Raw genomic sequence first — 12,040 nt, 5'->3', positions numbered from 1 at the left:
CGTGTCACATGCCGGTCGGCTACCTCCTGAAGACCTCGTCCCCGGCGACCCAGGTCGCCACGACGTGGTCGGCGAAGTCACGGAGGGCGTGGCCGTGCGCCTCGTCGGACTCCCCCGCGAGCGGGTCGGCGTCGAGCAGCACCAGGTCGGCCGGGTGGCCGGCCGCGACGGTGCCCCAGCCGTCGGTCGAGGCGGCGAGCGCCTCGCGCGCGGTGATCGACTGCTCGGGGTGCCACGGCTCACGGTCGTCGCCGGAGCGGTGCACCGCGGCCGCGATCGCCAGCCACGGGTCGAGCGGCGAGACCGGCGCGTCGGAGCCGAGCACCACGTCGACGCCGTCGTCGAGCATCCAGCGCAGCGGGAAGCAGCGCTCGGCCCGGCCCGGCCACAGCCGCTCGGTGACGTCGCGGTCGTCGAGCAGGTGGGCGGGCTGCACGCTGGCGCGCACGCCGAGCGCCGCCATCCGTCGTACGTCATCACGGGTGGTGAGCTGCACGTGCTCGATGCCGCCGCGGGCGCCGGTGTCGGCGAAGGCGGCGAGCGCCTCGGTGACGGCGCGGTCGCCGATCGCGTGCACCGCCACGTCGAGCCCGCCGGCAGCGGCCCGCGCGAGCAGGTCGCGCAGCTCGGCCGGCGTCTGGTTGGGCTGGCCCTCCTCGAACCCGGGGACTGCCTTCTCGGCATACGGCTCGCAGCACCAGGCCGTGCGGGTGTTGAGCGAGCCGTCGCTGATGATCTTCAGCGGCCCCATCGTCAGGCGCGGGTCACCGTCGAGCGGGTCGCCCGACCGCAGCCCGCGCGACAGCACGTCGTCGAGGCCGTCGGCGTAGCAGGCGTGGCGGATGCGCAGCAGGTCGGCGCCGCCTGCCCAGCGCTCCGCCCAGTCGGCGACGCCCCCGCTGAACTCCAGGTCGACCAGGCCGACCACGCCCTGCGCGGCCGCGGCCTCCATGGTGCGTCGGTAGGCCTCCGGGCTGGTGCCGTCGGAGCCCACCATGGCGCCGAGCCGGCCGTAGGCCTGGAACCACTCGGCCTCGCTGACCACGCTGTCGCGGATAGGCAGGGCGAGCATGTGCAGCGCCATGGTGTTGAGCCAGCCGTGGTGGCCGTCGCCCGCGATCAGCACGATCGGCTGGTCGGTCGAGATCGCGTCGAGGTCAGAGACGGTGGGGTTGTCCGGCCACGCGGTCGGCCGATGGCCCCAGCCGATGACCGGCAGGTCGGGCCACTGCTCGAGCCGCTCGCCGACCAGCGCCACCGCGTCGGCGCTGGAGCGCGCAGACGCGAGGTCGAGCCGCGCGGACGCCAGCGTCCACTGCCCGAGGTGGACGTGCTGGTCCCAGAGGCCGGGCATCAGCCACCCACCCCCGGTGTCGTACGACGACTCGCTCACGCCGGCGGCCAGGTCCGGGCCGACCTCGACGACCCGCCCGCCCTCGACCCGCACGTCGACCGGTGCGGGCGCGTGCTCGGTCACCGCCACCAGGCGGACGTTGCGCAGGAGCATGGGGCCACCGTAGGAGGTGTGGGTCAGGCCGCCACCGCGACCCCGCTGGAGGACGCACCGGGGTTGCGGAGTGGACCAGACCAGCGCCCGGCCTCCTAGACTCCCCTCCATGGGATGGCGGGGGCCTGTGGTGCTGGTCGCGCTCCTGGCCGTCGGCACAGGAGCGGGATACGCCGCATCCGGGCAGACCCGCGACACCACGATCGGCACCGGCGTACCTGCACCGGTGGTGGCCCGCGAGCCGGACTTCCCGGTCCAGGCGCCCAAGCCCTACACCCCCGACCCGGACGACCCCGCGCTCGAGCCCGGCGTCGCGATGACCACCGGCAACATGGGCAGCGGCAAGTTCGAGATCTTCTTCCCGGTGCCGCGGGGATGGCGCACCAACGCCAACGCCTCCAACGAGACCAAGTGGAAGGCGCCGGGCACCTCCAACAACAGCTACGTGATGCGGGTCGAGCAGATCGACAGCCAGGACATCACCATCGAGGACGCGATCGACATCCGCGTCGAGCGGCTGCGTGCCGAGCAGGAGGACGTGGTCATCGTCGACCGCGGCGCGAGCTCGCTGGAGTACACCTACCGCAGCAACGAGGGCAACGCCCGCCACAGCTTCATGCGCTGGCTCGACCTCGACGCCAGCGGCCAGGCCGACGTGGAGATCGTCGTCCACGGTCGCGAGCGCGACGTCCCCGGCACCAGGGACCTGATCCAGCGGGTGGCGGAGGGCATGCGCGGCGCCACGAGCGGGCCGGTCGAGTAGTGGTTGGATCTGTGCGGTGAGGACGCGGGGGCTGATGCTCGTGGGCCTGCTGCTGGTGCTGGGCGCCGCTGCAGGTTTCGGGGTGTCCCTCGCGGTCGCCGAGCACCCGCCCGGCAGCGGTACGGCGACGCCCGTGGCCGCGCTGTCACCGAGCCTGCCGGTCGACCCGGTGCCCGAGCTGCTGCCCGACCCGCAGACCGAGCCGCTGGAGCCGTCGCTCGACCTGGTGCGGCAGAGCGTGGGCAGCGGCGACTTCCGGATGACGCTGCCGCGGCCGAAGGGCTGGGACTTCTTCGTGAACTCCCTCAACGAGTGGCAGTGGCGCCCGCCGGACCAGCCCGACTTCGGCTACGTCCTGCGCGTCGAGCAGGTGCTGAGCAACCGGCGCTCGATCAGCTGGACCCTCGACAACCGGATCGCCGAGCTGGACGAGGACGAGACCAACCTCGCGATCCTCGACCAGACCGACGACAGCCTCCACTTCACCTTCGTCACGTCCAACCACCTCCGCCACGGCTACCTCACCTGGCTCGACCTCACCGGGTCGGACAACGCGCAGGTCGAGATCGCGGTGACCGGACGCAAGGTCGACGACGCGGGCATGGCCGACCTGATCGCCCGCGTCGCCGCGGGCATGGAGCTGGGCTGAGGGCCCTCAGACCCCCGACGTCCGGACCGAGTCGAGCACGCGGTTGGCGGTGGCGCGGTCGTCGCTGCGCACCTGCACCCACAGCAGCTGGCTCTCGTTGACCTGGACCACCCGCTCGACGGTGAGGTCGGCGCCGGGGCACCCGTCGAAGAACACCGTCATGAAGCGGTCGCCGTCGCGCTCGTCGAAGATCGGCGAGCGCGACCGCTCGCAGTCGGGGTGCTGCGGAACCCGTGTGGGGAGCTTCTCCCCCTGGAGCAGTCCCACGAACACGCCGGGGGCCGGGTCGGCGCTGGTGTTCCAGCCCGAGCGCGTGCCCGCGGAGATCGCGGGCTGCTCCCGCTGGCCCTCGGTGGGGATCCACTGATCGGGGTCGACCTGTGCGGTCCATGCCTCCGGCACGGTGACCGAGATCGTCCCGGTCGCGTCGTCGAGGCTGCGGTCGGTGGTGGCCGCCCGCTCGAGCGCCCAGCCGCCGCCTCCGCCGACGACCAGCGCGAGCAGCCCGGCCACCATCCACGGCCACGTACGACGACGGCGCGCGGCGTCGGGGATCGGCGGGAGGCTGTCGATCAGGCCGGTGCGCTGGGGGCTGGCGCCGGCCTGGGTGAGCTCCGGGTCGACCGGCATCCAGGCCTGCGGCGCCTCGTCCATCTCGCCGCCCAGCGAGTCCACGAGTGCGGCGGTGAAGGACTCGATGTCGGGGTAGCGGTCGTCGCGGTCCTTCGACAGCGCCTTGCGGATCACCGTCTCCGCGCCCGTGCTCGCGAGGTCCATCGGCGGCGGGGGCTCGGGGTCCTCGGCCGCGGCGAGCGTCTTGTGGTCGTAGGGCTGGCGACCGGCCAGCAGGTAGTAGCTCAGCGCGGCCAGCGAGAACTGGTCGGCGCGCGGGTCGAGGCCCTCACCGAGGGCCTGCTCGGGCGCGACGTAGGTCGGGGTGCCGCCGACCATCGTCAGCCGCGACGACATGTCCATCGCCTTGCCCAGACCGAGGTCGCCGACCATCGCCACCACCTGCGAGCCGCGGCTGTTCTCGATCGTTCGGAACAGCACGTTGGCGGGCTTGATGTCGCGGTGCAGCACACCGCGGTCGTGGAGCGCGGTGAGGCCTCGCCCGACCTGGGAGATGACGGTCAGCGCCTGCGCGGGCTCCAGGGCGGACAGCTCGAGCCGGTCGGCCAGCGTGCCCTGGTCGGCGTACGCCATCACGAGGTAGGGGCGGTCGTCGGCGAGCTCGCCGGCGTCGTAGACGGTCACCACGTGCGGCGACTCGACCTTGCGGAGGAAGCGGCCCTCCTCCAGGAATCGCTGCCGGATGTGGAGGTCACCGGTCCAGTTGTCCGCGAGGACCTTGATCGCGACGGGCGAGTCGAGGTGCTCGTCGTAGGCCAGCCAGACGGTCGCGAAGGCTCCGGACCCGATGCGACGGCGCACCGGATACCGACCGAGACGAGAGGGAGCAGACACCCGGGCATTATCGTGCAGCCGTGAGCTATTCGGGGGACGGCGGGGCCGCACTGGCGCCGGACGACATCGACGAACTGGCCCGAGCGGCCCGTGACGGCGACCGCGACGCGCTGGAACGGCTGCTGGCCGACGTGCGTCCGCGGGTGCTGAACATCTGCCGCGGGGTCCTCCCCTACTCCGGCGACGCCGAGGACGCCTGCCAGGAGGCGATGCTCAACGTCGCGACCAGGATCGACTCCTGGGGCGGGCGCGGCCGGTTCACCACCTGGCTGCACATCGTCGCCGTCAACAGCGCGCGCACGACCTACCGCCGGCTGCGCAACCTGGCCACGCCGACCGACTTCGAGGACGGCTCGCACGACCGCCCCGACCCGCGTACGACGTCGGTGATCGCGGGCACCCGCCTCGACCTCCTCGAGGCGATGGAGACGATCGAGCGCGACCACCCGCAGTTCGTCGAGCCGCTGCTCCTCCGCGACGTCTACGGCCTGCCCTACGACGAGATCGCCGCCCTCGTCGACGCGCCGCTCGGCACCGTGAAGGCGCAGATCCACCACGGCCGCAAGCTCGCCCGCCCGCTGCTGCGGGGCGAGAGATGACGCCACGCCGGGGCCGCGCCGCCCTGGCCCTCCTCGTCGCGACCGGCGTCCTCGCCGGGTGCTCGACCGAGCAGGACGCCGCAGACGAGCTCACGCCGCCGTCGTCCTCCGCGGCCGCGAGCGACCCGACCGAGGACGCCGTCGCGCCGACGTCGCCGGCCCCGGTCACCGACGCCGTCGAGCAGGACCTCGACCTCGCACTCTCGAAGCCCGTCGAGGACAGCGTCTACCCCGACGTCGGCGACCCGCGCGTGGACGCACTGCTCTACGACCTCGACCTCACCTGGAGCCCGACCGACAAGCGGCTCGAGGGCGAGGCGGTCATCGACTTCCGCGCGACCCGCAAGGCACCGCGCTTCCAGCTCGACCTCGGCCCGGGGCTGACGGTCGGCGAGGTGTCGATCGACGGGGAGGTCGTCGGCTTCGCGCGACGCGGCAAGAACCTCGTGGTGAAGGCGCCGATCACCGCCGACCAGCGCTACCAGCTGAGCATGGACTACGTCGGCACGCCGGAGCCCGCCCCGGCGCCGACCACCCGGCAGGACTTCTCCACGACCGGCTTCACCATCACCGACACCGGTGAGGTGTGGACCATGCAGGAGCCCTACGGCGCCTACACCTGGTACCCCGTCAACGACCAGCCGTCCGACAAGGCGCTCTACGACGTCACCATCCACGCACCCGCGCCGTGGACCGGCATCTCCAACGGCCACCTCACCGAGCTCACCAGCGACGACGACGGCACCACCACGTCGTGGCAGCTCACCGAGCCGGCGTCGTCGTACCTCATCACGCTCGCGATCGGCGACTACGCCCACAGCAGCAACACGACCGCGAGCGGCATGCGCGTGGACTACTGGACCCCGCGCGGGATGGCGCAGCACCTCGACCAGGTGCAGACCGGCGCCGCGTCGATCGACTGGATCGAGTCCAAGCTCGGCCCCTACCCGTTCGACTCGCTCGGCCTCGTCGTCACCGACTCGATGAGCGCCATGGAGACCCAGACCATGGTCACGCTGGGCAACAACGACTACGTCCTCTCCCCGGCGGTCATCGCCCACGAGCTCGTGCACCAGTGGTACGGCGACCAGGTGTCGCCCGCCGACTGGCGCGACGTCTGGCTCAACGAGGGCATGACGATGCTGATGCAGTGGGTCTACCAGGACGAGCACGACATCCAGCCGATGCGGGTGAGCGTCAACAACGGCCGCGCGGCCGACCAGGCGCTGCGCGACGAGTACGGCCCTCCCGGTGACTACGACCCGCGCCAGTTCGGCGGGTCGAACATCTACACCTCGCCCGCCCTGATGTGGAACGAGCTGCGGGTCGAGCTGGGCGACGACGAGTTCTACCGGATCGCCCGGTCGTGGCTGACCCAGCACGACGGCACGTCGGTCACGCGCGAGCAGATCTTCGCCCACTGGGAGAAGGAGACCGGCCGCGACCTGTCGGGCTTCTTCGACGCCTGGATCACCGGGCGCCGGACGCCGAAGCCGGGCGTGCCGAAGGCCTGAGCCCCGGCACGCCTCGGCATCACAGCTAGCGGACCTTCCTGGCCGCGGAGGTCTTCACCACGGTCGTGAGCCCTGCCTTGGCGTAGGTCACCTTCACGCTGACCTTCTTGCCCTTGTCGGCGGCAGTGAGCTTGTAGGACGCCTTGGTGGCCTTCTTGATGGCCTTGCCGTTGCGCAGCCACTGGTAGGTCACCTTCACCCCGGTCGGCGCGACTGTCCCGACCACGGCCTTGACCGACTTGCCGACCTTGAACGTGCCGGACGTCTTCGGGGTCGGGCAGGTGATCACCGGAGCCGGCGGCGGGGGCGGCGGCGGGGGCGGGGGCGGCGGCGGCGGGGGCGGCGGCGGAGGCGGGGGCGGCGGCGGGGTCACGGCCGCCACCGCAGCCGTCGCCACCGACGTCGCGCTGTCGGAGGTGTAGCCGCTCCTGGACGCGGTGACGCGCACCGCGAGCGTCTTCCCGACGTCGCCCGCAACGGGCGTGTAGCCGTTGGTCGTGGCGCCTGCGATCGGCGTACTCCCGGCGAACCACTGGTAGGCGTAGGTGCCGTCAGACGGGTTCCACGTGCCGCTCGTCGCGGTCAGCGCCTGGCCCACTTCGGGCGTGGTGTCGCTGATCACCGGGCGCGTGACGTTGACCATCACCGGCGTGCCCGGCGTGGAGACCGCGGCCGTCTCCGCCGAGGTCGCGACACCATCGGCCCACCCGGACCTCGACGCCGTGACCCGGACGGTGAGCTTCGCGCCGACGTCGGCAGCGACCGGCGTGTAGCCGTTGGTCGTGGCGCCTGTGATCGGCGTACCCCCGGCGAACCACTGGTAGGCGTAGGTGCCGTCCGCGGGGTTCCACGTGCCGCTGGTCGCGGTCAGCGCCTGACCCACCTCGGGCGTGGTGTCGCTGATCACCGGCGGTGCCGTGTTGGCGACCGGGAGCGGCGCGACGTCCGTCGTGGCCGCCGAGGTGGCGCTCACGCTCGTGTAGCCCGTGCGCGACGCGGTCACCCGCACCGAGAGCGCCTTGCCGACGTCCCCGGCGACCACGGTGTAGCTGCTGGTGGTCCCGGCTGCGACGGGGACGCCGTCGGCCAGCCACTGGTAGGCGTAGGTGCCGTCGGAGGGCGTCCACGTTCCGCTCGTCGCGGTCAGGGCCTGGCCCACCGTCGGCGTCGTGTCACTGATGACCGGCAGGGCGTTGTTGACCATCAGCGGCGCGTCGGGCGGACCGATCACCAGGTCCTGCGGGACGGCCGTGCTCGTCCCTCGGGTCGCGGCGACCGGCACCGCGCTGCCCGACGACGGCGACACCGTGCCGGCGCCGTCGTAGTACGACGTGGTCGGACCGCAGCCGCCACCGGACACGCGGAGCAGGTAGCTGCCCGTGGTGAGCCCGGGGACGGCGAACGTGCCGTCGGCGGCGGAGGGACGCGACTCGCGCCCGACCAGCGCCCCGCTGGTGGTGTACGCCGTCACGACGCAGCCGGCGACCGGGGCCGAGGCCGTGTCGCGGACCCGGCCGGTCAGCCGGCCGCCCTCCACGAGGACCGCGTCGACGCCGGTGCGGGTCGCGGCCGCCGCGAGGGTGAAGGTCTGCGCGGACGCCACGCCCTGGTTCTCGGACGTGCCGTCGTAGAACTGCGCCTCCGCGACGTCGTACCCGAAGTCGCGGGAGAACTGCGCCCGGTAGGTGCCCGGCGGCAGGTCGGTGACGGTGTAGGAGTTGGTGTAGGCGTTCACCGCGGCGCTGGTGGCGTACGCGCCGGTGCTCGTGTCGATGATGACCACGCGGCTGTCCCAGCCGGACTTCCGCTGCGGGAAGGTGACCGTCCCGGTGACGGTGGCGCCGTCGTCGAGGATGGCGTCGATCCCGGTGACGTCGCTCGCGCCGAGCGCGACCGTGGCGGCGCCGGCCTGGGTGGTGGCGTTGTTCCACCACTCCGAGATCCGGTTGTCGTAGGCCGAGAAGTAGACCTTGTAGGTCCCGGAGGGCAGGTTCGCCCGGTAGCGGCCGTCGGCGTCGGTGCGGTCGGAGTCGACGAAGTCGTAGCTGCCTCCCGGCTGGAGCTGGTAGAAGTACGCCGACGCGGTCTCGATGCCGCCGCCGACGCCCGTCACCGTGCCGGAGATCGCCTTGCCGCGAGCGAGGGTCGCGTCCACGACCGTCGGTGCTGCCGTCGACAGCGCGACGGGGGTGGCGCTGGCCAGGTCGGGCTTGTCGAGGTGGAACTCGGGGATCAACCGGTTCGCCTCGAACCTGACCTTGTAGCTGCCGGGCGGGAGGGTGTCGACGAGGTAGGCGCCGTCGCTGCCGGCGAAGTCGCTCGCCACCGCCGTGGCGGTCGCGAGGTCGGTCGCGCTCGCCGGGTAGACGGTGACCCGGCCCGACACCGGGCCGTCCGGTCCGGACAGGTGGCCGCTGAGGACCGCCGCGGCGGCCAGCTGGGCGTTGATCGACCCGACGTCGCCGGTGGTCACCACGACGGGCTGGGCAGCCGCCGCGGTGGCGGCGTCGTTCCACCACTCGGCGAGGTTGCCGGAGCGGGAGAACTGGACCCGGTAGGTGCCGGGGCTGACGTCCGCCGACCACGCGCCGGTGGCGGTCGAGGTCGCGCCGGTGTAGTAGTCCCAGTAGGTGCCGCCCTCGCCGTCGTCGTACTGCCTCTCGACGGTCACGTCGGCGCCGGCGAGCGCCGTCCCGGTGGGTCCGGTGACGGTGCCCGACAGCTTCTTCGCGGCAGCCAGGACCGCGTTTGCCGTCGCACTGCCCCCGATGCCGAGCACGATGCGGTCGGCCGCCGCGAGGGTGGCCTTGTCGTTCCAGTACTCCGTGACGTGGCCCTGGGCACCGATCTCGACGACGTAGGTGCCGGGTGCGAGTCCGGTGAGGCTGAAGGCACCGCTCGCGTCGGTCGAGGGGTAGTCGACGTCCTCGAGGTCACCAGGGGCGACCTCGCGGTAGATCGTGAGGTAGGCGTCCTCGAGCGGGCCGGTGGGGCCGCTGATCGTCCCGCTGATGGTGGCACCGAGCGGTAGCGCCGCGTTCAGCCCGGTCCGGTTGCTGCCCGCGACGACGACCGGGGTCGCGTCGGCGGCCGCCGCCGCGCCGTCGTACCAGCGGGCGAGGTAGGCGTTGCGGGAGAAGCGCAGCCGGTAGGTCCCGTCGGGGACGGTCGTGGACCACGTGCCGTCGGCCTGCGTCGTCACGTTGGCCACCACCCGCCACCGGACGTCGTCCTGGGTCTGCACCCGCCGCTCCACCTGGACCGAGGCGCCCGGGAGCGCGGCCCCGCCAGCAGCAGCGGTGACGGTGCCGGAGAGCGTCCGCTGGCTCGACACGAGCGTCGCGTTGACCGTCGCGGTTCCGTTGAGCACCACCGCGACGTCGTCGGCCAGCTCGACGTCGGTCTTGCCCGCGTTGAACTGCGGCGTCATGCCACTGGCCGTGAGCTCGACCCGGTAGTTGCCGGGGTTCAGGCCGGGGACGGTGTAGGCACCTCCGGCGGTCGTCTGCACCGATGCGACCTGCGTGAAGACCGGGTTCTGCCAGCGGTAGACCCGCACGGTCGCTCCGGTGAGCCCGCCCGAGGGACCGCTCACCGTGCCGCTGATCCGGCCGAGCCGGTCGAGCGCGACGTCCTTGCCGGTCTGGTCGGCACCCGCTGGTACGACGATCGGCGAGGGCCGCGTCGAGGTCGCCGGCTCGCTGTAGAAGCGCTGGCGGTGCTCGTCGGCCGAGGCGGCGACCCGGTAGGTCCCGGGCGCGACGTCGACGGTGTACGCGCCGCCGGCGCCGGGGGTCACCGAGGTGACGGCCTCCCAGTAGGACCCCTCGGGGCCGCCGAGCTTGCGGTAGACCGACACCGACGCGGAGGTCAGCGCGCCGCCCGCCCGCGAGGTCACGGTGCCGGTGATCTTCCGCGCCGAGGCCAGCACGAAGTTCGCGGTCGCGGTGCTGTTCTTCGCCGCGGTGATGCTGTCCGCGGCGAACACCTCGGACTTGTCGTTCCAGCACTCCGGCGCCAGGCCGGCGGCCGTGTCGACGCACACCCGGTACGGTCCAGGCGTCAGGCCGGTGAAGGTGTAGCCACCTCCGGCCATGGTGGTCTCCGAGTCGCGCCACATCCATCCGGAGTCGGAGAAGCTGCTCGGTGAGTAGAGGACGACGCTGGCCCCGGTGACTGCTCCCGAGGGCCCGGTGACCGTTCCGGAGATCTGGCCGCCGAGGTCGAGCGTGGCGTTGGCGGTGGCCGTGGCACCCTGCGTGACCGCGACGTCGTCGGCGGTGACGATGGTGTCCTTGTCGTTGTAGTACTCGGGCAGGTAGCCGCCGGCGCCGAAGGTCGAGAACTGGACCCGGTAGCTGCCCATGCGCAGCCCCTCGACGGTGTAGGTCCCGGTGCCGTCCGTGAACCCGCTGCCCGCGCTCTGCCAGGCGTTGCCCACGAACCGGTAGGCCGTGACCGACACGCTCGGGATGGGCGCGTTGGCCGCGTTGCGGATCGTGCCCGTGATCTTCCCGCCGACCACGAGGGCCGCGTTGATGCCGGTGACCGGGGACTGTGCGACCTGGACGAGCTGGGCGTTCGCCGCGTCGAGGGCGTCGTCGTAGTACTCGGTCAGGTAGCCGGTCGCGGCGAAGCTGATCCGGGTGGGCCCGGACGGCACCCGGAGCGTGTACGTCCCGTCGGCTGCGGTCACGTCGAAGCCGACCTCGTCCCAGTAGGTGTCCCCGAACTCGTCGGTGACCTGCTGCTCGGCGGTCACGCTGGCGTTGGCGACGTTGGCCCCGCCCGTCCCGGTGACCCGTCCGGAGACCGCCGTACGGCTGGCGAGGACCGCGTCGGCCTGCTGGACCTGGTCCACCACGACGGTGACGTCGTCGGCGGTGGCCAGCGAGGTCTTGTCGTTCCAGTACTCGGTGATCTCGTCCATGGCGCTGAAGCGGATCCGGTAGGCCTTCGGCGGCAGGCCGGCGAGCTCGTAGTGACCGGATGCGTCGGTGGTCGCGTAGGCGACCTCCGTCCAGAACCCGTCGAGCTCGTAGGCAGTGACGTCCGCGCCCTGGATCGGACCGCTCGCGTTGCTCACCGTGCCCGCGATGACGGGTGGCGGGATCAGGTAGAGGTCGGCGACGTCGCCGAAGTCGGGGTCCACCGCGATCGCGTTGGCGTTGGCGAGCGTGCCCGCGTTGTCGTAGAAGACCGTGCCGACGCCGGCCTTGGTGGCGCCGACGTAGTAGGTGCCGTCGAGGCCGCCGAACTCGTAGGTCCCGTCCGGCCCCGTCACCTGCGGGCTGCCGACCGCGACCTTCGAGGCGTTGTAGAGCGTGACGGTGGCGCCCGGAGCGACGTCGAAGTTGGCGTCGTAGACCGTGCCGCCGATCGTGCCGGGATCGAACGGAGCCGCGGACGCCGGCGCCAGCGGGGCCAGCATCACGGCGAGGACGAGGAGCATCAGGCCGACGGGGCCTCCGACGCGTCGAGCACGAGTGACCACAGCGTTCTCCCAGCAGGCGTGGCCCGAGCCCGGTGGACAGCGGTCTG

General features: G+C 72.4%; 7 protein-coding genes. 4 read left to right on the top strand and 3 right to left on the bottom strand.

Annotation, left to right across the window (positions count from 1 at the left end; all coding sequences use genetic code 11):
• Positions 1–19: 19 nt before the first annotated feature.
• Complete coding sequence (locus tag J2X46_RS11585) at positions 20–1,507, bottom strand: amidohydrolase family protein (RefSeq protein WP_310250380.1); 1,488 nt, start codon at positions 1,505–1,507, stop codon at positions 20–22.
• Between the two features lie 109 nt (positions 1,508–1,616).
• Between J2X46_RS11585 and J2X46_RS11580 the strand changes: the two genes are divergently transcribed.
• Both J2X46_RS11580 and J2X46_RS11575 read left to right on the top strand, forming a co-directional pair.
• The gene (locus J2X46_RS11580) at positions 1,617–2,270 is read left to right on the top strand and encodes a hypothetical protein (RefSeq protein WP_310250378.1); all 654 of its coding nucleotides are present in this window, start codon (positions 1,617–1,619) and stop codon (positions 2,268–2,270) included.
• A 16-nt stretch (positions 2,271–2,286) separates the two neighbouring features.
• Positions 2,287–2,919, top strand: a complete 633-nt coding sequence (locus J2X46_RS11575; protein WP_310250376.1) for a hypothetical protein — start codon at positions 2,287–2,289, stop codon at positions 2,917–2,919.
• A gap of 6 nt (positions 2,920–2,925) precedes the next feature.
• Here the strand turns inward: J2X46_RS11575 and J2X46_RS11570 are convergent, their stop codons facing one another.
• Positions 2,926–4,386: a serine/threonine-protein kinase gene (locus J2X46_RS11570; RefSeq protein ID WP_310250373.1), complete on the bottom strand. Its 1,461-nt coding sequence runs from the start codon at positions 4,384–4,386 to the stop codon at positions 2,926–2,928.
• 20 nt (positions 4,387–4,406) lie between these two features.
• Here J2X46_RS11570 and J2X46_RS11565 point away from each other — a divergent pair, with 20 nt between their 5' ends.
• Both J2X46_RS11565 and J2X46_RS11560 read left to right on the top strand, forming a co-directional pair.
• The gene (locus J2X46_RS11565; RefSeq protein WP_310250371.1) at positions 4,407–4,985 is read left to right on the top strand and encodes an RNA polymerase sigma factor; all 579 of its coding nucleotides are present in this window, start codon (positions 4,407–4,409) and stop codon (positions 4,983–4,985) included.
• On the top strand, positions 4,982–6,499 hold the full coding sequence (locus tag J2X46_RS11560; RefSeq protein WP_310250369.1) for a M1 family metallopeptidase: 1,518 nt from the start codon (positions 4,982–4,984) through the stop codon (positions 6,497–6,499). The genes J2X46_RS11565 and J2X46_RS11560 overlap by 4 nt, the downstream gene beginning before the upstream one ends.
• 25 nt (positions 6,500–6,524) lie before the next feature.
• Here J2X46_RS11560 and J2X46_RS11555 read toward each other — a convergent pair whose 3' ends face one another.
• Positions 6,525–11,993, bottom strand: a complete 5,469-nt coding sequence (locus J2X46_RS11555) for a carboxypeptidase regulatory-like domain-containing protein (RefSeq protein WP_310250367.1) — start codon at positions 11,991–11,993, stop codon at positions 6,525–6,527.
• Positions 11,994–12,040: the final 47 nt, after the last annotated feature.

The sequence above is a fragment of the Nocardioides sp. BE266 genome (genome assembly GCF_031457855.1).
GTDB lineage: Bacteria > Actinomycetota > Actinomycetes > Propionibacteriales > Nocardioidaceae > Nocardioides.
The sequence above is the reverse complement of the archived record's forward strand: the minus strand, read 5'-3'. Positions and strand labels throughout refer to the sequence as shown.